Here is a 22100-nt window from a genome sequence, read left to right as displayed (position 1 = left end):
TCGTACGCACGTGAGAGACGATATTTTATTGATGTGCCTCATATTGGCCGAACGCCGCCGGGCGATTCACAAGTCTTAATGCGATAAGCGCAAACGGTAAATTGCAACAGGGCGCTGGTAGTGTAGTGGTATCACAGGACCCTGCCACGGTCCTAACCCGAGTTCAAATCTCGGCCAGCGCACTCCCCAATTCTTCCGCTCGTTCGAATCGATCAGTCGCTAATCTCGTGAGTCTCCGGTCTGGTGAACTGCCGGACCAAACGGGTATCGGAACTGTCCGGGCACAACTCGCAATTCCGTCGAACGAACACTCGATTCAGCGCCACTCGGGCAGCGCCGCGGCCGATTCGAGCGGCACCGTCAGATAGGCGTCGTCACAGGTTACGTCGGCGAGGATGAACGTGTCCTGGCGGCCGTGCTCGACTGAGGCCATGACCTCGGGGTCCTCAGCAACGGACGTCGCAATGGCGTCGGTCTCCTGCGACATACTTCCATGTTAGTCACACTCATACATAAACGTAGCGACTCCGGTCCGTGAGTCCTCACGGGAGTGCGCCGCGGGGGCGCCGAAGGAAAAGGACTTACTGTCCCCCACGAGACCTGTTTTCATGATCGTTGCCGACGCCATGACTCCACGAGAGTCGGTCGTGATGGCCGAACTTCCCGGGACGAGGACGGACGTCCTCGAAGCGCTCCAGGAAGACCTGTTCTCTTCGGTGCCCGTGATCAAACCGACCGACGAGGGCGAAGAGTTTCGCGGGATCGTCACCCGCGACGCGCTGATCGACCAGCCCGACGAGGACCAACTCGCCTTGCTCGTCGAGGAGGTGCCCACGACGACCGCCGATTCGGACCTCCGAGAGGTCGCCCAGTTGATGGCCGAGACGGGCGAGCGCCGGATTCCGGTCGTCGACGGTGAGTTCGAGGGCATCGTCACCGTCACGGACGTGTTGCGCGCGATGGCCGACGGCGACCTCGAAGTCGACGCTACCGTCGGTGACGTCGCCGCTGGCGAAGTCAACACCGTCTACGCGGGCGCACCCCTGGCGGTCGGTGAGCGCGAACTCTCCTACGCGGAGGTGCCCTACGGCATCGTCCTCGACGACGCGGGCGAGATGTGTGGCATCCTCACCGAAGTCGACGTGCTCGCGGTCGCTGAAGTCGTCGAGGGCGAGGCCGACACCGGCGAGTCGATCGCCAACCAGGACGACGAGTGGATGTGGGAGGGCATCAAGGCCGTCGGCAACCGCTACATGCCCACCCGAAACGTCGAGTTCCCCGACGGGCCCGTCGAGGAGTTCATGACCGCCGACCCGATCAGCGTCGGGGGCCGCCGGTCGGTCACCGAGGCCGCCCAACTGCTCGTCGGCAACGAGATCGAACAGTTGCCGCTGGTCAGCGGCGACGACCTCGTGGGCATCGTCCGGGACATTCACCTGCTGGAGGCCGCGTAGGATGGCCGACAGCGAGGCGGTGATCGAACTCGCCAAGCGGCGCGGCTTTTTCGTCCCGACGGGCGAGGTCTACGGCGGTGTCTCCGGATTCTACACGTTCGGTCCGCGGGGCGAACCGCTCAAGACCAACCTCGAAGCCACCTGGCGCGATCGGTTCGTCGTCGCCGAGGGCCACATGACCGTCGACGCGCCGACGGTGTTGCCCGAACCCGTCTTCGAGGCCTCGGGACACCTCGACGGGTTTGCCGACACGCTGATCGAGTGCCCCGAGTGTGGGCGTTCGCATCGCGCCGATCACCTCATCGAGGACCACACCGACCGCGAAGACGCCGAGTCGCTGCCGATCGAGCGCATGGAGGGGATCGTCGCCGAACTCGAACTCGCGTGTCCGACCTGCGGGACGGGTCTCGCTGACCAGGCGATCGAACCGTTCAATCTGATGTTCGAGACCCAGATCGGCCCGGGATCCAGCGATCCCGGCTATCTCCGCCCCGAGACTGCCCAGGGCATCTTCGTGGAGTTTCCTCAACTCGCCGAGTACGCACGTGGGCAACTGCCCTTCGGCGTCGCCCAGATCGGCCGGGCCTACCGCAACGAGATCAGCCCCCGACGATCGTTGATCCGCGTCCGGGAGTTCACCCAGGCCGAACTCGAACTGTTCGTCCACCCATCGGGTGACGGCCCCGATCTCGATGCGGTCGCGGACGTGACGGCCCCGTTCTATTCCGCCGAGGCCCAGGCCGCCGTCGAGGACGGCGATCGATCGGCCGAGGGGGCCGTCCGCGAGTTGACGATCGCCGAGGCCCACGCGGAGGGGATCGTCGCCGACCCCTGGATCGCGTACTATCTCGGCGTCGCCGCGGAGTGGTATCGGTCGATTGGCGTCGATATGGATCGGTTCCGATTCCGTCAGCACCGCGCGGGCGAGCGTGCCCACTACGCCAGCGACTGCTGGGACGCCGAGAGCGAGATCGACGGCAACTGGATCGAACTCGGTGGGTTCGCGGACCGCGGGAGCTACGACCTCGACAAACACGAGGCCCACTCCGGTGAGGCCTTTACGGTCTTCGAGGCCTACGACGAGCCTCGCGAGATCGAGCGCGCGACGGTCGACCCGGACATGAGCGTGCTCGGCCCGGAGTTCGGTGGGTCGGCCGCCGCGATCGCTGACGCGCTCGAAGCCCGCGCGGCCGACGATCCCGCGGCGTTCGAGGCCGTCGATCCGGGCGAGGCGATCACCGTCACCGTCGAGGACGAGGCGTTCGACGTGCCGATCGAGGCGACGGGCTTTGCCCGCGAGACGGTCACCGAGTCGGGCGAGCACGTCCACCCGCAGGTGATCGAACCGTCGCTCGGGATCGACCGGGCGCTGTACACCGTGATCGATCACTCTCTCACCGAAGACGAAATCGATGGCGAGGAACGGACCGTCCTCGAACTGCCGGCACGGGTCGCGCCGACGACGGTCGCGGTGTTCCCGCTGATGGACGCCGACGGCCTGGACGACCGCGCGCGTGCGATCGTCGAGGACCTCCGGGCGGCGGGCCTGGCGGTCGCCTACGACGATTCGGGCGCGATCGGGCGACGCTACCGTCGTCAGGACGAGATCGGGACGCCCTACTGTGTGACCGTCGACTACGAGACCAGCGAGGACGACACCGTCACGGTCCGGGATCGGTCGAGCACCGACCAGGTGCGCGTTCCGATCGACGAGCTCGACGCGGTGCTCGTCGGGCTTCGTGACGGCGAGCAGTCCTTCGAGGAGCTGTAACGGTGAATCGGGTCGTCGACGCGCTGACCGACCGATCGATCGCGCGGCGGGCGGTCCACGCCACCGGGAGTGCGATCCCCATCGGCTATCTGCTCGTCGCGGAGGTCGGCTGGCAGGCGATTCGCGTCCTGGTGATCGTGATGCTCGTCGGCGCACTCGCGCTGGAGACGGTCCGCCTGCTGGTCGGGCTGGACTGGCGAATCTTCGATTACCTGACGCGGCCCTACGAGGCCGACAACCTCGCGGGCTACGCGCTCTTTGCGATCGGGATGGCGATCACGGCAGTCGCGTTCGACCCGCGCGTGGCCGTGCCTGCCATGCTCATGTTGACGATCGGTGATCCCGTCAGCGGGATCGTGAGTCGGTCGAGTACGCCGGGGCGGAAATCCGGCCCCGTCCTCGCACTCGTCTTTTTGATCTGTGTCGGACTGGCCTGGCCGTTCGTGCCTTCGACGACTGCGATCGCCGGCGCACTCGCCGCGACCGCGGCCGACGGCCTCAAACCGACGGTTCGAGGATACGTCATCGACGACAATCTCACCATCGCGCCGGCGGCGGCGACGGCGATGGCGATCGTGACCACAGTGGTCTGATCACTCGGTCGGATCGACTTCCGAGAGGAGGTCCTGGTCTTCGAGGCGGTCGATCTGCTCGCGGAAATGCTCCTCGCAGACGCCCACCCGGATGCCGTCTTTCTCGACGGCGATGTCCGCCTCCCGATCGCAGTAATGACACTGCATACCAGATGTTTGGTCCCTGGGCGCATAGCCCCTTCGTTCGTCGTTCACCCGTCGAGAAACTCCGGTCGCTGGAGGGAGTCTCGACTGTCCTCGGCCTTGCGTTCGAGCGCCTCGATCGAGGAGAGTGCGGAGGGTAGCGACGTCCGCCCGCCCTCGGTGGGGTCCGGCGGGACGTCGACGGGGTCGTCGCTGTCGCCGTCGACGAGATCACGCCAGACGGATCTCTCGTCGGTCTCGCCGGTCGGCGTCCGGTTCGAGGCCTTCTTCAGCCCCTCTTGGTAGGCCAGATCGACGACGCTGCGATCGTAGGCCGACCCCATGGTCTCGACGAGTCTCTCGCGCTCTTCGGGGTTCGGATTGCCCAGTGCCTCGTCGACGCCCAGCGCGAACGCGCGCGCGATCACGCTTTCCCGGTCGAGGTCGTCCCAGTCGGTGCCGTAGGTTCGGTCGTACAGCGACATGGTCAGTCCCGGATCTTCTCCCCGGGATGGACGACGAGGCCGCGATCGGTGAACTCGATGGAGTGGATGTCACAGTCGATCGCGGTCCCGCGCATCTTGATCACCTGGATCCCACGGGTCATCCCGCCCGATTCGAGGTAGTTGTGAAAGAAGATCACGCCGTGAGCCAGGTAGTGCTCGTCGGAGTACGCCGACGGATCGGTCATCTCCGAGATCAACACGATCGTCGCGTCGGTCTGTTTCAGCGCGGACAGAAAGCCGGTGATCTCGTCGCTGGCGTCCGAGAGGAAGTGCTGGAGCAACATCGTCGAGTCGATGACCGCGCGGTCGACGTCGTTGGCCTCGATGTACCCCACCAGCCGGTTGGTCAGGCCGCCGTCGGAGCCGAACTGCGTGATCTCGCGTTTCCCTTGCTCGGTCACGAGGTTCAGAAATCGGATCGCATCCGACTGGACGGCCTTCTCGAACCCGAAGTCGAACCCCGCCATGTCCTGAACGAGTTCCTCTTCGGTCTCGTGCATCGTCACGTAGAGGCAGTTCTCGCCCGATCGGGCCCCTTCCATGATGAACATGGTCGAGAAGGTGGTCTTCCCGCTGCCCGGTGGCCCGCTCACGACGTAGAGCCGTTCGGTCAATAGCCCCCCTTGGACGAGGTCGTCGAACCCGGGGACGCCACTCGAAACGCGCATGCCGGTGATTGCTCCGAGAGGGGGATGAACGTTTCCCGGTGATTCTCAGCGCCGATAGCCTCGGGGTAACTCCGAGAGACAGTCCCGGCAGTATCGGAACGTGCCGACGGCCTCGTTCGACGTGCCACAACTCGGACACCGGACGAGGTCTGGGTCGTCACCCGGCCGTGGCTCGGGCGATGGCGGTGCGGCCCCGTCGGGGGTGTCCGGCACTGCCTGCCCGACCTGGTCCTCGCGCTGGAGGTATCGGTACATGACGTACTGGAAGACCCCAAAGGCCAGCACGTAGACCAGGATCCAGGTCCAGGCCGACTCCATATCGTGACATACGGTCTCACGGGTCTTGGGCGTTGTGGCGGGGCTGAGCGAACGACACGCTGACCGGTCGAACCGGCGTCGACAGGCTCTTTTTCGGGGAAATTCGTGATGAGTCCATGTCCGAGTATCGCCAGATCGCATCCGACGAACGCGCCCGGTTCGATCAGATCCTGCAGTACGCCTTCGACCCGGGGGCCGGTCCCACTGTCGAGTCGGTCGGCAGCGACGCGGTGGGCCGACGCGTCGCACTCGTCGACGAGACGCTCTCCAGCGTCGATATCGAGTACCGCTTCGACGCCCGTGTTCGGGGGGCGTGGGTCACGCTGGGCGGTCTGGGCGGGGTCGCGACGCCACCCGAGCACCGCGGTGTGGGCCACGCCCGTCGCCTGCTCGCTGCGGCGGTCGCGTCGTTCGCCGGCGACGACGTCGCGATCGTCGCGCTCTGGCCGTTCGAGACGGCGTTCTATCGCCGGCTCGGGTGGGCGACGGCCACGGCGATGACGACCTACGACTGTCCGCCGTCGGTCCTGGCCACCCTCGACGACGGGGCGGGCCGGGTCCAGCCGATCGATCCCGACGACTGGGCGACGGTGGCGCCGGTGGGGCGGCGCGCGGGCGCGGGGGAGACGCTCGCGATCGATCGCACCGAGCAGTGGTGGCGCGAGCGCGTCTTCCGGCGGTTCGGGGACGAGCGCCGCCACGTCTATCGGTACGACCGGGACGGGTCGCCCGCGGGCGTCGTCGCCTACGAGGTCAGGGACGGCGTGATCGACGTGGCGACGCTCGACGCCGTCGACCACCGGGCTTATCGCGCGCTCCTGGGCTTTCTCGGGCGACACGGCCCCCAGATCGATCGCGTGCGCTTCGAGCGGCCCGCCGAGACCGACCTGTTCGCGATGGTCGAGCGTCCCGACGCGATCGAGTCCACCTGTGCGCCCGGACCGATGGTGCGGGTGACCGATCCCGTGGCGGCCCTCGACGGACTGCCCTGCCCGGACGCCGACGGGCGGGTCGTCCTCGCAGTCTCCGATCCGCTGACCGAGGACCGAACGACCGTCGCGCTCACGCCAGCGGATGGGCACCTGCGCGCCGAGCCGACCACCGAAGAGCCCGAACTCACGATGGGCGTCCGGGCGCTCTCGGCCATCGTCGTCGGGGCCCACCGCCCCGCGACCGTTGCCCGGCGTGATCGAATCGACGTCACCAACCGGTCGGCTCTCGACGTGCTGGATCGCTGGCTGCCGACCGAACGCGTGTTCCTCCGCGATTTCTTCTGAGGCGGTCAAACGGTGGTCCTTTGTGCAGTCGGCCCCCTCGCTGGGGTATGACCACCGAGGACACCGAGGAGGGGTTGACCTACAGCGAGGCGGGCGTCGACATCGCCGATAGCGAGGCCGCGACGGCGGCACTCGTCGCGGCGACCGGCGATTTCGAGGGCGATTTCGCGGGCCTGATCGACCTGGGTGATCGCCATCTCGCGCTGGCGACCGACGGCGTCGGCACGAAACTGCTCGTCGCTGCAGCCGTCGACGACCACTCGACGATCGGCATCGACTGCATCGCGATGAACGTCAACGACTTGCTCGCCCAGGGGATCGACCCCGTCGCCTTCGTCGACTATCTCGCCCTGGAGGATCCCGACGACGCGCTCACCGCCGAGATTGGCCAGGGCCTCCAGACGGGGGCCGAGCAGGCGGGCGTCGCACTCGTCGGCGGCGAGACGGCGGTCCTCCCGGAGGTCATTCGGGGGTACGACCTCGCGGGCGCGTGTGTCGGCCTCGCGCCCGAGGGCACCCTCTTCCCCGGCGCGGCCGAACCCGGCGATCGGATCGTCGCCTGGCCGTCGAGTGGCGTGCACTCCAACGGCCTGACACTCGCTCGCGAAGCGCTCACCGGGCCCGGTGGGTACGCCTACGACGACCCCGCCCCGTTCGATCCCGACCGGACGATTGGTGAAGTGCTCCTCGAACCGACGCGGATCTACGCCGACCTGCTCGTGCCCCTCCGCGGGGCCGAGACCCACGCCGCGGCCCACGTCACCGGCGGTGGCTGGCGGAACCTCCTCCGGATGGGTGACCATCGCTACGAGGTCGACGATCCGTTCGAGGCTCAGCCGATCTACGAGGTCATTCAGGACGCTGGCTCGGTCAGCGACGCCGAGATGCACCGGACGTTCAACATGGGGACGGGCTTCGTCGCGGCGGTCGCGCCCGACGAGGCCGATGGGCTCGCCGCCGACACAGACGGGCGCGTGATCGGGACGGTCGAGGCGGGCGAACCTGCCGTCGAGGTTCGCGGACTCGAACTCACCGACGCCTGAGGCCTCGGGAGGCCCCTCTATCACTCGATCGTGTTCGATCAGTCGTCGTCCGATTCCGTGACTGGAACGCGGTCGACGACGAGTTGCTCGACGTCGACGTTCTCGATCTCGACGTGTTCCGCGTCGAAGCCCCAGTCGACGATCGCATCGTCGAGTTCGTCGAGCACGGCCTCCTGAATGCTGACTGGATCGGTGGCCACCGTCTCACCGGTGTGCTCACCCAGGACCGACCGCACGCACGTCTCCGCGATGGCAGCCACACTGTCGTCAGTGTCTGGAATCTCGGTCACTGCGGCCTCGGGGTCGCTGACCACGAAATACACCGATGCGTCGAGGGAGATCTCGCAGCTATCCTGGGTCCGTGCCTCGATCTCCTCGAATTCGAGTGTTTGCATCCGCATATCTATTCGCTCGACGGTGCTGACGAAGGGGACGACGAGGTGGACTCCGGGGTCGAGGATCCGTCTGTAGCGTCCGAGGACGAACACTGCACCGTTCTCGTGGGTTTCGATGATGGCGAGCGACTGAGGGACGACGATGGCGACCAGTGCAGCGACGCCGAGACTGCCCCAGAACGCGATGTCTGGGATCCCCGCCAGGAAGAGTGGATTCATGATTTTTGCTATACCATCAGATCACAAAAAAGTAGATGAAACGACCGACCGATCCGCGGGCCGTGCCGGGTTGGGACGCGATGGCAGAGTTGAGACGGTGTGACTGACCCCCTCTGGAGGGCGTTCTGTGCCCGTTTCGAGAACGGACGGCGTAGAAGAAAGATCCGACTATCGCGCGGCGGCGGCGACGCGCTCTTTCTCTTCTTTCTGGTTGACGGCGTAGGTGTCGACGTCGTCGTCGGCCGCGCCGATCAACTGGCGCGCGAGCGCGTCTTCGGCGTCGGTCGTCGTCTTGAACGCGTCCTTGTAGACGCCTTCCGCGATGAACTTCAGCGCCTGGTCGACGCGGCGCTGCGGGGAGATGTCGACGGCCTTCGGGACGGAGATGCCACCGTATTTCAGACGGACGGTCTCCTCGCGCGGCGCGGCGTTCTCGACGGCCCCGACGAGGACCTGGATCGGGTTCTCGTCGGCCCGGGACTCGATGATCGCGAACGCCTCGCGGACGATCCGCGTGGTCTGCTGTTTCTTCCCGGTGTTCTCGTCGGTCTGCATCAGCCGGTTGATCAGGCGCTCGACGATCGAGATCTCGCTTTTGTCGAACTGCTTGCCGGTGTGACGCCCCATCGTGTGGGCGATCGGCGTGATCGTCACGTACCGCTCGGTCGACGGGTCCGAGAACTCGATGCCGTCGGTCGCGTACTCACCGAACAGTTTCGCGCCGATCGTCGATTCTTCGCTTTCCTCGGGGGTGTCGTCGGATTCGCTCTCTGCGGACATGGTTATCGCACCGGTTTCTCGGCGTTCCCGCGCACGAGTTCGATCATCGAGACGCCGTTGACCTTCTCGACTTTGTAGTTGACACCGGAGAGGTCACCCATCGCACGACCCTTCGCGCCGCCGATGCCGGCGATCGTGACCTCGTCGTGCTCGTCGATGAAGCTGATTGCGCCGTCACCGGGACAGAACGCGGTGACTTGCTTGCTGTTCTTGATCAACTGGACGCGCACGCATTTCCGGATTGCCGAGTTGGGCTGTTTGGCCTCGATCCCGACCTTCTCGAGGACGATGCCCCGTCCCTGGGGCGCGCCTTCGAGGGGGTCGGACTTCTCGCCGAGTCCGCGTTCCCGACGGGCGTAATCCGTGTCGGACCACCGGTGTTTCTGGCGGTCCTGCTTGAGTTTGCGCGCGGCGTATTTGCCGTTCGCCATAGTAGCGATCGCTACCCGGTCGACGTACTTAAGGGTCTTCTTTCGCGGTTCACGCGGTGTCGATCTCGACGCGATCGACGTCGGTGTGACGGGCCGCGAGCGTCTCCGCCGCCGCGACGTTCCGACCGTCTCGACCGATCGCGACGCCGCGATCCGCGGGGTCGACCTGCGCGACGGCGACGCGTTCGTCCTCACGGTCCTCGATGGTCACCGCACCGACCGCGGCGGGTTCGAGGGCGTTCCCGATCAGGCCCTCGGGCGTTGGTGCGTCCGCGACGAGTTTGAGATCACGGCCGACACGCTCTTCGAGGTCGCGAATCCGGCCGCCACCTTCGCCGATGACCTGGGCCATGTCCTCGGGCGCGATGAGGACGATCGCGCGATCGGCCTCGACGACACAGTCCCGGACGGTCCCGCCGGTCGCCTCGTCGATCGCACCCGCCAGGCGGCGGGCCTCGTCGTCCAGGCGTCGCATCAGTCGGTCGAACCCATCCGCAGGTTCACGTCGCCCGTCCCGAGTTTGATCGGCTTCCCGACGATGACGTTCTCGGTGACGCCGTCGAGGTCGTCGATCTCGCCTTGAATCGCGGCGTCGAGCAGGTGTGAGACCGTCACCTCGAACGCTGCGCGCGCGAGGACGCTGTCTTTGTTGCCCGAGATGCCGTGGCGCCCGATCGACTGGATCTCGCCACGATTGGTCATGATGTCCGCGACGAGCATCAGGTGCCGGACGTTCACGTCGTCCAGGCCCTGCTCTTCGAGGGTGTTCATCGTCTCGTTGATGATCGCCTCGCGGGCGGCCTCGATTCCGAGACACTCGTGGATCTCGTGAATGTTGTTACAGGTCGACCGGGACGCGTCGACGCCCTCGATTTCGAGGACGTCACTGAGCTCCGACCCCTCGGTGTAGAGGACGAACTCCTCCTCGCGCTCGGGATGGTCGGTCTCTTCTTTGCGGATGACGACCCGCGAGACCTCGCTGATTCCCTTGAAGGTGATCTCCCGGAGTTCCTCGACCAACTGGAGCAGTTCCCGATAGGACGGCTCGTCGGGCCCGAACTCGATGACGTTCTCGCTGCGACGGGTGTCGACACCGAGCGTGTCTGCGATCGTCGACTCGATGTCCTCGGCGGCCTCCTCGACGCTGACGGTCGGCCAGCGCTCGGCGAGCGTGTCGGGGTTGAGTTCGATCCCGACGATCATGTCCGCGACGTTCGTCGAGACGTCACCGAGCTGGAGGATCCGCGTCGATTCGATCTTCCAGACCACCTCGTGAGCGCGCTCGCGATCGGTCGCGTGCTCTTCGTCGAGGTGGACGGTCATCATCGGCGTGTCAGGTTCCTTGCGCGCGTCGACCAGCTCGATCAGGCGCGGCAGGCCCTGTGTGACGTCGATTTCTGCGACCCCGGCGTAATGAAACGTGTTCATTGTCATCTGTGTGCCAGGTTCACCGATCGACTGGGCCGAGACGGTCCCGACGGGGTCGAGCGGATCGACGCGCGTGTCGATATACCGCGCTTCGACGGCGCTCGCGACTTCCTGTGCGCCCTCGGTGTCGAGTTCGCGATCGTCGATCTCGCGATAGACTTCGGTCTTCAGGCGACGCGGGAGGTCGGTGTCCTCGACGACGAGTTCGATATCGGTGTCGACGGCGTCGAACGAACCTGTCGGGTCGTAGTCGGTGTCGTGTTGGCTCATTGGTTCAGGCCTGCTGTTGCCAGCGGTCGTCGGCGTGTTCGGAGAGGTTGGTCGGCTGTTCAGTGCGCCCGAAGAACTCGTCGCGCTCGGCGTCGCTGTCGAACTCTTTGTCGAGGACGCGCTGGGCGATCGACTCGACGTCGATGTCGTTGTCGGCCGACGAGGAGACCGTCACCGGACTGGTGCCGTCCTCGCCGAACTCGAACTGGACGATCTTGTCGCCGGTGTCCCGGACGGTGCCGTCGTACTGGGTTTCGAGTTCCGAGAGCGCGTTGATCAGGCGACGCTGGAGGTAGCCCGACTTCGACGTTCGGACGGCCGTGTCGACCAGGCCCTCCCGGCCCCCCATCGCGTGGAAGAAAAACTCCCGCGGGCCGAGGCCCTCGCGGTAGGAGTGCTCGACGAACCCGTGGGCCTCCGAGGAGAGGTCGTCGGCCTTGAAGTGACTGAGCGTCCGCCCCTCGTAGCCACGGTTGATCCGCTCGCCACGGACGGCCTGCTGGCCGACACAGGCGGCCATCTGAGTCAGGTTCAGCATCGACCCACGCGCCCCGGACTCGGCCATCACGACCGCGGGGTTGTCGTCGGAGAAGTGGTCTTCGGCGATGTCACCCGCAGAGTCACGGGCCTTGCCGAGCGTCTGCATGACCTTCATCTCCAGGGTCTCGTCGACGGTGCGGCCCGGCAGACTCTCCAGGTCGCCCTGTCGGTATGTCTCGATGAGTTCCTGGACGCGCTCTTCGGCGTTGTCGATCGCCTCGTCGATCTGAGCCGTCGCGGCCTCGGGAATCGACTCGTCGTCGATCCCGATCGAGAACCCGAAGTGCATGATCGTTCGGACCGCGAGCGAGGAGACCTCGTTGATGAACATCCGTGCGGCCGTCATGTCGTAGGCTTTCGCGATGGTGTCGACGATGTCGCCACCGAACCCACCGACGGCGTCCTCGTCGATCGTCCCCTCCAGGAGTTGGCCGTCGTCGATGACGACCGTGTCGCCCGCCGAAGACGTGAATTCGAGGTCGAGATCGTCCGGGAGCAACTCCGAGAAGATCGATCGGCCGGTCCAGTAGGGCGCCCTGTCGTCGACGGCGTCGCCGTCTCGATGCGCCGACGGCCTGTCGCGATACCCGTCCGGTTCGGGCAGTTCGTCGACCTGGGTCGTCCGCAGCAAGTCCAGCGACTGGGTCTCGTTGAACCGGGGGTTCTCGTGGGTCAGCAGATACAGTCCCGAGATGTGGTCCTGAATCGCCCCGATGATGTTCTCCCCGAAGCGCGGCGAGAGGATCTGTTCTTGCACGCGCATCAGGACCCGTGCTTCGGCACGTGCCTCCTCGTTCTGGAGGGCGTGCATGTTCATCTCGTCGCCGTCGAAGTCAGCGTTGTACGGCGGACAGACCGTCGTGTTCAAGCGGAACGTCTTGTAGGGCATGACCACGACCTCGTGAGCCATGATCGACATCCGGTGCAGCGACGGCTGACGGTTGAACATCACGATGTCGCCGTCGACGAGGTGGCGAGCGACCTCCCAGCCAGCCTCGACCTTCTCTGCGAGTTCCTCGCAGTTCTTCTCGGTGACTTTCAGTCGGCGTCCGTCGGGCCGGCGGACGTAGTTCGCGCCGGGATGGTTTTCGGGCCCGTTGGCGACGTACTGGCGGGCCTGGGCGAGATTCCGCTCGTTGACGTTCATCGTCTGTGTCATCTCGCTGGCGACGCGGTCGGGGACGCCGACCTCGTTGAGCGAGAGGGTCGGGTCCGGCGAGATGACCGTCCGCGCGGAGAAGTTCACACGCTTGCCCGACAGCGACCCTCGGAAGCGACCCTCCTTGCCTTTCAGGCGCTGGGAGAGGGTCTTCAGCGGCCGCCCCGAGCGGTGGCGGGCCGGCGGCGTCCCCGAAATCTCGTTGTCCATGAACGTCGTGACGTGGTACTGCAGCAGTTCCCAGAGGTCTTCGATGATCAGCTGGGGCGCACCGGCCTCGCGGTTCTCCATGAACCGCTGGTTGATCCGGATGATGTCCACCAGCTTGTGTGTCAGGTCGTCCTCGCTGCGTTGCCCGTTGTCGAGGGTAATCGACGGGCGGGCCGTCACCGGCGGGACCGGCAGGACGGTGAGAATCATCCACTCGGGCCGCGACAGTTCGGAGCTGATCCCCAGCACTTCGAGGTCCTCGTCGGGGATCTCCTCGAACCAGTCCCGGATATCCGAGGGCATCAGCTTGTCCATGTCCTCTTCGAGGAACGTCGTCCGGTTGACGCCGATCGCGTCGGCGATCGCCCCGAGCTGGTCGACGCTCGGGCGGAAGTCACCCGAGATGATGTCGTTGATCCGGCTCAGTTCGATCCCGGTCTCCTCGGCGAGGTCCTCGGGCGTCGTGCGCTCGCGGTCCTCGCCGCCTTCCATCGCCTCGACGACCCGGTCGGGGTACTCCTCGTGGGGGACGTCGATGACCTCGTAGTAGGTGGTCGGCTTCTCGTGTTTGATGTCGTTCTGGGGCGTGCCACAGAACGGACACCGGTCGCGACTGCGCGCGTCGCGAATCCCGGCTTTCATCACGTCGGTCGGATCGCCGTCGAGGGCTTTCGTGCGCTTCAGATTCTCGCGGTAGTCCTCGCGCTCGTCTTCGGTGAGGCTCAGCCGCGAGCACTCGGGACAGGTGCCCCGGAGCAGGCGTCGGATCAACTTCGCGAACCCGACGTGGATCACCGGTGCGGCGAGTTCGATGTGACCGAAGTGGCCGTTACACGACCCGGAATGCTTGCCGCAGGTCTTACACTCCAGCCCGGGGTCGATGACGCCGAGTCGGGGGTCCATCAGCCCCATGTCGATGGGGAACCCGTCGTCGTCGTAGGTGTCGGCGGTGATGACCTTCGTGGCACTCATGTCGCGATACTCCTCGGGGTCCATCAGCCCGAAGCTGATCGACCCGATTTCCTGGGGGGAATGGCCCGTACTCATGTGTTGGTGTCGTCGGGCGGAGCCCGATTGTGTGGGGACCGTCGGTCCCCGCTGTCGTCGGTCGCCGGTCGGCAATCGATACGGGAGTCGCGTGGCGCGTGCACGCGACCCATCAGTCGTCTGCTGGCATGTCGTCGGTCACGCCGGGGACGCCCTCGACGCCCATCTCCGAGAGAGTCCGCTTGAGCGGCTTCTCGTCCTCGACGTGCTGGGAGAGCTCCATCGCCTGCGCGAAGTTCTTCACCAGCCCACAGTTCGGCCCTTCGGGCGTCTCGGAGGGACAGATCCGACCCCACTGCGTGGCGTGGAGGTCGCGGGCCTCGAAGTGTGGCTGTGACCGGCTGAGCGGCGAGCGCAGTCGGCGGAGGTGGCTGAGTACACCCATGAAGTCCGTCCGGTCGACGAGCTGAGAGACTCCGGATCGACCGCCGACCCAGTTGCCCGTCGCGAGCGGGTGTTCGAGCCGTTCGGTCAGGACGTCCGAGCGAACGACCGTCGAGACCGAGAGGTTGCGATTCCGCATGTTCGCCCGTTCGAGCTGGTATTTCACGTCGCGGGCGAGCTTGTTTAGCGCGGTCCGGAACAGGTCGCGCATCAGATCGCCAGAGACCTTCAGGCGCTTGTTGGCGTAGTGGTCTTTGTCGTCGGAATCCCGTCGATTGAGTGCGAGTTCGAAACACGCCTCGGCCATCCGGCAGAGATAGAACGCCTTGTTGATCCGGACCTCCTCGTCGTCGACGCCCTCTTCGTGGAGGTGGGGCAGGAGATACCGGTCGATGACGTAGTTCGCGCGTTTGAGCTGGTAGTTTTTGCCCTGCCCGGCGGCGACGCGCTGCCCGAGCGTCTCGATGGCCTCCTCGGTGGAGTGGACGTCGGCGGCCTCCAGGTTTTCGAGCATGAACTTCACGATCTCGGGGTCGTCGCTCACGCGGTGGACGATCTCCTCGTCGCTTTCGAGGCCGAGCGCGCGCACGAGCGTGACGAAATCGACACTCCCCGAGACCGAGGGGAACGAAATTTCGAGCAGTCCCTCACGGTTGCGCTCGACCAGGACGAGCGCACGGTACCCCCGCCGCTGGGAGAACGTCTTCGCGACCTGGATCTCGTCACCGTACTTCGTGTCGTACTCCGCGAGGATCTTGTTGGGCGCGAGGTCTTCGCTGGTCATCAGGACGCGCTCGGAGCCGTTGACCAGGAAGTACCCGCCCGGGTCGGCGGGGTCTTCGCCGATGTCGATCAGTTCCTCGCGATTGAACCCCGCGATGTTGCACTTGTTCGACCCGACCATGACGGGCATCTGGCCCACCTTGGTCTCGGTCTGGTCGACGACGCGTTCCTCTTCCTCTTCGCCGCCCTTGACGATCGCCATCTCCATGAACACCGGGGCGGCGTAGGTGATGTTCCGCAGACGGGCCTCCTGGGGGTAGAGCAGTTCCTCGCTCCCGTCGGCCTCTCGCACGCGCGGGGTGACGATGCGTACGTCACCGAGTTCGACCCAGACGGGCTCTTCGCCTTCCTTGTCACCGATGTCGGTGTCGATGGTCGCCTTCTCGTCGACGACCTCCTGCATGCCCCGGTCGAGGAAGCCGTTGAACGACCGGAAGTGATGGTCTGCGAGTCGTTCCCGCGAGAAGTACTCCCGTGAGATCGTGCGGCGGTCGTGTTGATCCATGTTATTCGGTCACGAGTCTGTAGTTGACGGCGGTGTCTGTCGTTCGCGAGTCCCGAATGATGCGGATCACGTCACCGACGTCGGCCTTTTCGGGCAGGGCCGGGTCGTCGGACGCGATCTTCGGCAAGTCGGTCTTTCGGATGTTGTACTCCGCGAGCACGTCCTCGAGGTCGTCGCTGTCGAGGATGCTGTGGTCGGGCACGAGTTCGTGGGCGCTTACATTGACCATGGGTTGGGGGGTCGGAGAATCCGCTTCGAGATACTACAGGCGGGTACCGCCGGCGGCTACTTAACGGTTGTCAAGTCCGTTTCGGCCGGTCAGTGGCGAGCGGTCGCCCGCAGCGGGGGAATTGGCGTGTCGAATCGCCCCACGGGACGCCGACTCACGCCGACCCCGAGAGGGAAGGCTTATGTCTCCGTCCGCGAAGCATGGAATGGAAGCCCGGGTGGTGTAGTGGCCCATCATACGACCCTGTCACGGTCGTGACGCGGGTTCAAATCCCGCCTCGGGCGCTTTCTGTGAGGAACATCGTGGTGAGCGAAGCGACTGCCATTCGATCCCGTCTCTGCGAACGGGGTGATCGATCTGGGTCGGCTTCCGGTCCGTTCCGCTTTGACTGATAAAGACTCCGTGACCCCGGAGCCTGCGTGTGGTCGAGGGCCAGAAGAAAGTCTTAATATGCCGTCCCGGAAAGTGAGGGTGCGAGCCCGGATGGTGTAGTGGCCCATCATACGACCCTGTCACGGTCGTGACGCGGGTTCAAATCCCGCTCCGGGCGTTATTGTAACGGAAGAACGTGACGAGTAGAGCGACCGGTGCGGATTTGAACCCTGGCAGTCGCGCGCAGTGAGCAAGCGAACGAGCACGTCTGCATCCGGTTCAAATCCCGCCTCGGGCGTCTTTTGGGCTGCATTTGGCGACAATTTAATCGATTGGCCGCCGCCATCGCTAAACACTCGGCCGTCGAACCCCCGCTATGGACGCACTCTTGCAGTCCACGTGGGGGATCGATCCCGGAGCGTTCGCGCTCCCGGCGATCGTCTGGCTCGTCCTCGCGGTTACGGCCGTCGCGAACGGGATCTTTCGCGAGACGGTGCTGACCGCACGATACTCCGAGCGACGCGCGCACCGGATCAGCACGGCGATGCTCGTCGCGATCATCCTCACGATCGCTGGGCTCTATTTCGCGTCGTTCGGAGAGGCTCACACGCTGGCCGAACGCCTCGCGATCGGCGTCGGGTGGACGGCCCTCACCGTCGGCTTCGAGTTTCTCGTGGGCCACCTGGAGGACACGCCGGTCGAGGAAACCATCGGTCAATACGACGTGCGCGCGGGCGAGGTCTGGATCGCGGTGCCGCTGACGCTGTTGCTCTCGCCGTTGCTCTTTGGCTGGCTCCTCTAGGGATCGAAAAAGTCTCACACACCGAGTTCGGCCTGCCACTCCCGAACTTGATCGGCGCTGACGCCGCTGACCGCCTCGGCGAGGCCCTCGGCGTCCAGCTCCACGAGGTCGTCCGGCGACTCGACGCCCTCCGACGCGAGTTTGTCGGCGGTCGCCGGCCCGACGCCGTTCAGATCTTCCAACTCGTCGGGGGCCTGCTCGGCCTGGTAGGCCTCGAAATTACAGATCGGACAGCCCAACTCCCACGGATCGTCGTCATCGTCGCTCACGATCGCGATCGCGGGCAAGTCGTGGATCTCACACCGATCCTCGTCGTCGATCGCGATCTCCCCACGGCGGGGCACGGGGACGGAGTACTCACAGTCGGGATAGCGTGTACAGCCGACCAGTCGTGACCCCGAGCGGAGGCGCTTGATCGCGAGTTCGCCGCCGTGGGTCTCGCCACACTCCGGACAGGGCCCGATCACGCGGTCTTCACTCTCGGCGGCGGTCTCGGCGTGACACAATGGACAGCCGTGGACGCGGGTGTCCCGGCCGTCGAGCAGTTTGACGTGGGCGAGGTCGTGATCCGTACACGACTCCTCGATCGTGACTGGCTCGCCCGCATCGGGCAGCGGCAGGGTGAACTCACAGTCGGGATAGCCGTCACAGCCGACGAAATACGAGCCCTGTCGACTCCGGCGGATCAGGAGTGATTCGCCACACTCCGGACACGGGCCGAGTCGGCGGTCGTCTTTGAGCGACGATCGGAGTTCGTCCGCGATCGCCTCCCGAGACTCGTGGAGTGCATCGAACACTTCGTGCAGCATCTCGCGGGACTCGTCGGTGACGGCGTCGAGACTGCTCTCGCCGTCTGCGATCGCGGTCATGTCCCGCTCCAGTTCGGCAGTCATCGCGGCGGTGACGATCGGCTCGGCGTGATCTTCGGCGGCGCTGACGACCGCGCGGGCGAGCGCGGTCGGCACGGGCGGGTCGTTCTCGACGTAGCCCCGGTCGTACAGCTTCTCGATGATGTTGTGCCGGGTCGCCTTCGTCCCGAGGTTCTGGTCGGCCATGCGCTCGATCAGCCGCGACTGGCCGAACCGGCGCGGCGGCTGGGTCTGTTTGGTCTGGAGATCGACCCCTTCGATCGCGACGCGTTGCCCTTCGTCGAGGTCGGGGAGATGGTGCTCGCTCGCCCCCGAATACGGGTAGACCGCGTGATAGCCCTCTTCGAGCAGGCGCTTGCCCGTCGCCTTCAACTGGTGGTCTTCGTCGCCGGTCGCGGTCGCGACGATCCGGAGGTGCTCCCATTCGGCGGGCCCCGCACACGTCGCGAAAAAGCGCCGCACGACGAGTTCGTACAGCTCCCAGGCGTCCTCGCCGATGTCGCCACGATCGGGCAGTTCGCCGGTCGGGTGGATCGGCGGGTGGTCGGTCGACTCGGTGTCGCCACGCGTCGGATCGATCTCCTCGCGGGCGAGCAGGCGCTCGACCGACTCGTCGAACGCCGTCCCCTCGAAATCGGCGATGCGCTCGCGCGCGTCCAGATCGTCGGGATAGACCGTGTTGTCGGTCCGCGGGTAGCTCAGATACCCCTCGGTGTACAGCTCTTCGGCGATCGACATCGCGCGCTGGGCGGAGTAGCCCAGCGATCCCGCCGCCGAAATGAAGGCCGTCGTGTCGAACGGCGCGGGCGGGCGATCGGTGCGGGTGCGCCGGCGGACGGTCGTGATCGCCGCGCTGTCTGCCGTCCGGAGCGCCTCCACGACCTGTGCGGCGCGATCGGCGTCCCAGATCCGCTCGGCCTCGCTGCCCTCGTCGTCGTAGAAGTACTGGGCTTCGAGGGCGGTGCCCTCGACGTCCAGATCGGTGCAGATCTCCCAGTAGTCGTCGGGATCGAACGCCTCGATCTCGCGCTCGCGATCGACCAAGAGCTTGAGCGTCGGGCTCTGGACGCGCCCGACCGAGATGAAATCCTCGCCCAACTGGCCCGCCGCCAGCGAGAGAAACCGCGTCAGCGCCGCGCCCCACACCAGATCGATGATCTGGCGGGCCTCGCCCGCCGCTGCGAGATCGAAATCCAGCGAATCGGGCGTCTCGAACGCCTCGCGGACCTCGCCTTCGGTGATCGAGGAGAAGCGAACGCGCTCGATCGGCGCGTCGGTCACGTCGCGGACGAGGTCGTGGGCCTCCTTCCCGATGAGCTCACCTTCGCGATCGTAGTCGGTCGCGATGACGATGTCGTCGGCGTCACTCGCGAGCGTCTGGAGCGTCCCCACGATGTCCTCGCGGGTCGGGCGAGTCATCACGTCGGTGTCGATCAACTCGACGGGCTCGACGTCGCGCCACTCGCCGTACTCGGGCGGGAAGTCCACCTCGACGACGTGACCCGAGAGCCCGATCACGCTACTGTCGCCCCACGTCCGGACGGGGACGTCGCCGCGGCGCTCGACCGACGCGCGCCCGTCGCTGAGGATCGCAGCGAGGCGCTCGGCGGCGTTGTCTTTCTCGGTGACGATCAGCCGCATACGCACTCACCGGCTGGCACAACCGCAGTCATCGGGCAGGGATACGGCGAGTGGCGTTCTTATCACTTTCGGGCCGTCGAGTCTCGATGGGTGTGGTGGGGAGGAGACGGGAAGTGGTTCGAGCGGGACGGCCTCGACCGGCCCGCATGCCGATCGACCGCAACCGACTTGCGCGCCGCCGCCGACCCCGAACCATGATCACCGTCGCGCTCGCTGGCAAGCCCAACGCCGGCAAGTCGACGTTTTACGAGGCCGCGACTCGCGCCGACGTCGACGTGGGCAACTACCCCTTCACGACGATCGACCCGAACCGCGGTGTCAGCTACGCCCGCACCGACTGCCCCTGTCTCGACCGCGCGGCGCGATGTGACAGTGATAACTGCCGGGACGGCACACGCTACGTCCCGGTCGAACTGCTCGACGTCGCGGGGCTGGTCCCCGGCGCACACGAGGGCCGTGGCCTGGGCAATCAGTTCCTCGACGCACTCACCGACGCCGACGTGATCTTGCACGTCGTCGACGCGTCGGGCGCGACAAATAGCGAGGGCGAACCCGTCGAACCCGGCAGTCACGACCCCGTCGACGACGTCGATTTCGTCGCGGAGGAACTCGATCGCTGGCTCGCGAGCGTCGTCGCAGACAACTGGGAGGGCATCGAGCGCCAGGCGCGATCGCCCGATTTCGACTTCGAGGACGCGCTCACCGAGTTCTGTACGGGCATCGGCGCGACCGCGACCGACGTCGCGCGCATCCTCCGCGGGATGGAGTACGACCCCGACCCCATCGCCTGGACCGACGCCGATCGGCGCGACCTCGCCCGGGAGATCCGCGCACGCACCAAACCGATGGTCGTCGTCGCGAACAAAGCCGACGCCGCCGACCCCGAGACGCTCGATCGGCTCGCCGACGCGGCCGAGCGGGTCGTCCCCGCCAGCGCCGAGAGCGAGCGCGCGCTCCGGCGCGCGGCCGAGGCGGACCTGATCGACTACGACCCCGGCGACGCAACGTTCGACATTCTGGGTGATCCCGCTGCCCAGCAACGCGACGCGCTCGACGAGATCGCTGCGCTGCTCGACGAGTACGGCTCGACGGGCGTCCAGCGCGCGCTCGACACCGCGGTCTACGACGTCCTCGAGCGGATCACGGTCTATCCAGTCCAGAACGCGAGCGACTGGACCGACGGCGACGGGCGAGTGCTCCCGGACGCGCACCTCTTGAGCGACGACGCGACGCCGGTCGATCTGGCCTACGCCGTCCACTCGGACATCGGTGACGGCTATCTCCACGCGATCGACGCCCGCGAGGATCGAAAGATCAGCGACGAGACGGTACTGGAAGAAGGGGACGTGATTGCGATCGTCAGTACGGCCTGACGCGCGCGAACAGGCCGATCGCCGCCAGCGCTGCGAGTGCGAGCGCCACGCCGAAGCCCGGGCCCGACCCGGTCGTCGCCGGTGCGCCACCGCCGTCGGTGGTCTCGGCCGTGGTGACGTCGTCGGCGTCCGCCTCGGTCGTGGCTGGGTCGTCCTCGGACGCGGTCGTGGATTCGACGGCGGTCGTCTCCGCATCGACGCTCTCGGTCGTTTCGTCGGTGGCCGCGGTCGTCTCCGTGCTCGTCGACTCTGTCGTCGTCTCCGCGGTCGTCGACGTCGCAGTCGGCGTGTCGTCCGTGTCGGTCGCCGTCGGGTCGGCCCCACCGCCACTCGACGAGTCGTCGGCCCCTTCGACGCGGATCGTCACGTCGTACTCGGTTCCGTCGTTGGCCTGGATTTCCACGTCGGTGATGTCGACCGGTGGTCGGTCGGCGGTCCCGGACAACTGGATCGTCGCCAACTCCAGATCGGTCTCGCCGCCCGAGATCTGCTCTGCGGAGTCGGCTGCCTTCACGCTCACGGATCGGCCGTCGTCGGCCACTTTGGCGTTCGAGACGAGGAAATCGCTCCCGGCGGCGGCCGACTCGAACGAAGCGTCACCGGTCGCCTCGACGGTCAGGTCGAACCCCGAGATTCCGCCGTCGGGGACGGTCTCGATCGCGACGACGACGGTGTCTTCGCCCGACATGGTTCCATTCAGCACGGGGCCGTCTGCGGCCCCGACGACGGCGGGACTCGCGAGCGCGACGACGACCGCGACGGCGACGACTCCGATGGCAGTTCGTTTCATGACTGTCCATAGGAAATCAGCGGGGAAATGTCTCTCGCACTCACGGAACGAGATGGCCCCGGTCGAGACCGGGCGGCGAGCGCTGGCACAGAGGCGAAAATGCCCGTCGGTCGCGTCGAG

Annotated in this window: 22 protein-coding genes and 3 tRNA genes; 10 read left to right on the top strand and 15 right to left on the bottom strand. The window is 66.1% G+C overall.

From position 1 onward, the window contains the following. Positions 1 to 111 precede the first annotated feature (111 nt). Positions 112 to 182: transfer RNA gene (locus HARCEL1_RS09335), tRNA-Gly, on the top strand. Positions 183 to 316: 134 nt separating this feature from the next. Here HARCEL1_RS09335 and HARCEL1_RS13625 read toward each other — a convergent pair. After that, a complete protein-coding gene (locus tag HARCEL1_RS13625; protein ID WP_174182927.1) occupies positions 317 to 487 on the bottom strand; it encodes a DUF7556 family protein in 171 nt (56 codons plus the stop codon). A gap of 121 nt (positions 488 to 608) precedes the next feature. Here HARCEL1_RS13625 and HARCEL1_RS09330 point away from each other — a divergent pair, with 121 nt between their 5' ends. Genes HARCEL1_RS09330 through HARCEL1_RS09320 form a run of 3 tightly spaced genes read left to right on the top strand, consistent with a single transcriptional unit; the run spans position 609 to position 3818 of the window. Further along, entirely contained in the window at positions 609 to 1454 is an 846-nt protein-coding gene (locus HARCEL1_RS09330; protein WP_108382746.1) for a CBS domain-containing protein, read from the top strand. 1 nt (position 1455) lies between these two features. Next, positions 1456 to 3225, top strand: coding sequence for a glycine--tRNA ligase (gene glyS / locus HARCEL1_RS09325; protein ID WP_108382744.1), 1770 nt, complete (start codon positions 1456 to 1458; stop codon positions 3223 to 3225). Between the two features lie 2 nt (positions 3226 to 3227). Then, positions 3228 to 3818: a dolichol kinase gene (locus HARCEL1_RS09320; RefSeq protein ID WP_233357322.1), complete on the top strand. Its 591-nt coding sequence runs from the start codon at positions 3228 to 3230 to the stop codon at positions 3816 to 3818. Here the strand turns inward: HARCEL1_RS09320 and HARCEL1_RS13620 are convergent, their stop codons facing one another. From HARCEL1_RS13620 to HARCEL1_RS09305, 4 genes are read right to left on the bottom strand one after another with little or no spacing between them, the layout of a single operon-like run. Continuing rightward, the gene (locus HARCEL1_RS13620; RefSeq protein ID WP_174182926.1) at positions 3819 to 3965 is read right to left on the bottom strand and encodes a DUF6757 family protein; all 147 of its coding nucleotides are present in this window, start codon (positions 3963 to 3965) and stop codon (positions 3819 to 3821) included. It abuts the gene before it with no gap. A 44-nt stretch (positions 3966 to 4009) separates the two neighbouring features. Then, positions 4010 to 4426, bottom strand: coding sequence for a hypothetical protein (locus HARCEL1_RS09315; protein WP_233357321.1), 417 nt, complete (start codon positions 4424 to 4426; stop codon positions 4010 to 4012). A 2-nt stretch (positions 4427 to 4428) separates the two neighbouring features. Beyond that, on the bottom strand, positions 4429 to 5115 hold the full coding sequence (locus HARCEL1_RS09310) for an RAD55 family ATPase (RefSeq protein ID WP_108382742.1): 687 nt from the start codon (positions 5113 to 5115) through the stop codon (positions 4429 to 4431). 45 nt (positions 5116 to 5160) lie between these two features. Further along, positions 5161 to 5433 carry a DUF7577 domain-containing protein gene (locus tag HARCEL1_RS09305; protein WP_108382739.1) on the bottom strand — a complete coding sequence of 91 codons (273 nt, stop codon included), beginning with the start codon at positions 5431 to 5433 and terminating at the stop codon, positions 5161 to 5163. 116 nt (positions 5434 to 5549) lie between these two features. On the opposite strand from HARCEL1_RS09305, the gene HARCEL1_RS09300 reads away from it, so the two are divergent. Both HARCEL1_RS09300 and purM read left to right on the top strand, forming a co-directional pair. Then, a complete protein-coding gene (locus HARCEL1_RS09300) occupies positions 5550 to 6710 on the top strand; it encodes a GNAT family N-acetyltransferase (protein ID WP_108382737.1) in 1161 nt (386 codons plus the stop codon). 47 nt (positions 6711 to 6757) lie between these two features. Beyond that, entirely contained in the window at positions 6758 to 7753 is a 996-nt protein-coding gene (purM, locus tag HARCEL1_RS09295) for a phosphoribosylformylglycinamidine cyclo-ligase (RefSeq protein ID WP_108382734.1), read from the top strand. Between the two features lie 38 nt (positions 7754 to 7791). On the opposite strand, the gene HARCEL1_RS09290 is transcribed toward purM, so the two are convergent. From HARCEL1_RS09290 to HARCEL1_RS09255, 8 genes are all read right to left on the bottom strand, one after another. Then, complete coding sequence (locus tag HARCEL1_RS09290; protein WP_108382731.1) at positions 7792 to 8367, bottom strand: SPFH domain-containing protein; 576 nt, start codon at positions 8365 to 8367, stop codon at positions 7792 to 7794. Positions 8368 to 8535: 168 nt separating this feature from the next. Then, the gene (locus HARCEL1_RS09285; protein ID WP_108382729.1) at positions 8536 to 9147 is read right to left on the bottom strand and encodes a 30S ribosomal protein S7; all 612 of its coding nucleotides are present in this window, start codon (positions 9145 to 9147) and stop codon (positions 8536 to 8538) included. Positions 9148 to 9149: 2 nt separating this feature from the next. Continuing rightward, complete coding sequence (locus tag HARCEL1_RS09280) at positions 9150 to 9578, bottom strand: 30S ribosomal protein S12 (RefSeq protein ID WP_108382722.1); 429 nt, start codon at positions 9576 to 9578, stop codon at positions 9150 to 9152. Between the two features lie 49 nt (positions 9579 to 9627). After that, positions 9628 to 10053, bottom strand: coding sequence for a NusA-like transcription termination signal-binding factor (locus tag HARCEL1_RS09275; protein WP_233357320.1), 426 nt, complete (start codon positions 10051 to 10053; stop codon positions 9628 to 9630). Next, positions 10053 to 11276 (bottom strand): DNA-directed RNA polymerase subunit A'', encoded by a 1224-nt coding sequence (gene rpoA2, locus HARCEL1_RS09270; protein WP_108382720.1) that lies wholly within the window; start codon positions 11274 to 11276, stop codon positions 10053 to 10055. The genes HARCEL1_RS09275 and rpoA2 overlap by 1 nt, the downstream gene beginning before the upstream one ends. A gap of 4 nt (positions 11277 to 11280) precedes the next feature. Then, positions 11281 to 14232: a DNA-directed RNA polymerase subunit A' gene (locus HARCEL1_RS09265; protein ID WP_108382718.1), complete on the bottom strand. Its 2952-nt coding sequence runs from the start codon at positions 14230 to 14232 to the stop codon at positions 11281 to 11283. A gap of 112 nt (positions 14233 to 14344) precedes the next feature. After that, entirely contained in the window at positions 14345 to 15904 is a 1560-nt protein-coding gene (locus HARCEL1_RS09260; protein ID WP_108382716.1) for a DNA-directed RNA polymerase subunit B'', read from the bottom strand. Position 15905: 1 nt separating this feature from the next. Continuing rightward, the gene (locus tag HARCEL1_RS09255; protein WP_108382714.1) at positions 15906 to 16133 is read right to left on the bottom strand and encodes a DNA-directed RNA polymerase subunit H; all 228 of its coding nucleotides are present in this window, start codon (positions 16131 to 16133) and stop codon (positions 15906 to 15908) included. A gap of 211 nt (positions 16134 to 16344) precedes the next feature. On the opposite strand from HARCEL1_RS09255, the gene HARCEL1_RS09250 reads away from it, so the two are divergent. From HARCEL1_RS09250 to HARCEL1_RS09240, 3 genes are all read left to right on the top strand, one after another. Beyond that, a tRNA-Asp gene (locus tag HARCEL1_RS09250) sits at positions 16345 to 16417 on the top strand. A gap of 193 nt (positions 16418 to 16610) precedes the next feature. Further along, positions 16611 to 16683, top strand: a tRNA-Asp gene (locus HARCEL1_RS09245). A 198-nt stretch (positions 16684 to 16881) separates the two neighbouring features. Further along, positions 16882 to 17307 (top strand): hypothetical protein, encoded by a 426-nt coding sequence (locus HARCEL1_RS09240; protein WP_108382711.1) that lies wholly within the window; start codon positions 16882 to 16884, stop codon positions 17305 to 17307. Between the two features lie 14 nt (positions 17308 to 17321). Here the strand turns inward: HARCEL1_RS09240 and HARCEL1_RS09235 are convergent, their stop codons facing one another. After that, a complete protein-coding gene (locus HARCEL1_RS09235; RefSeq protein ID WP_108382709.1) occupies positions 17322 to 19817 on the bottom strand; it encodes a DNA topoisomerase I in 2496 nt (831 codons plus the stop codon). 194 nt (positions 19818 to 20011) lie between these two features. On the opposite strand from HARCEL1_RS09235, the gene HARCEL1_RS09230 reads away from it, so the two are divergent. Further along, positions 20012 to 21190, top strand: coding sequence for a redox-regulated ATPase YchF (locus HARCEL1_RS09230; RefSeq protein ID WP_108382706.1), 1179 nt, complete (start codon positions 20012 to 20014; stop codon positions 21188 to 21190). Here the strand turns inward: HARCEL1_RS09230 and HARCEL1_RS09225 are convergent. Continuing rightward, positions 21177 to 21980, bottom strand: coding sequence for a PGF-CTERM sorting domain-containing protein (locus tag HARCEL1_RS09225; protein ID WP_108382704.1), 804 nt, complete (start codon positions 21978 to 21980; stop codon positions 21177 to 21179). The genes HARCEL1_RS09230 and HARCEL1_RS09225 overlap by 14 nt on opposite strands. Positions 21981 to 22100 lie beyond the last annotated feature (120 nt).

Source organism: Halococcoides cellulosivorans, from assembly GCF_003058365.1.
In the GTDB taxonomy this organism is placed as follows: domain Archaea; phylum Halobacteriota; class Halobacteria; order Halobacteriales; family Haloarculaceae; genus Halococcoides; species Halococcoides cellulosivorans.
This window is presented reverse-complemented; position numbering and strand designations above follow the sequence as displayed.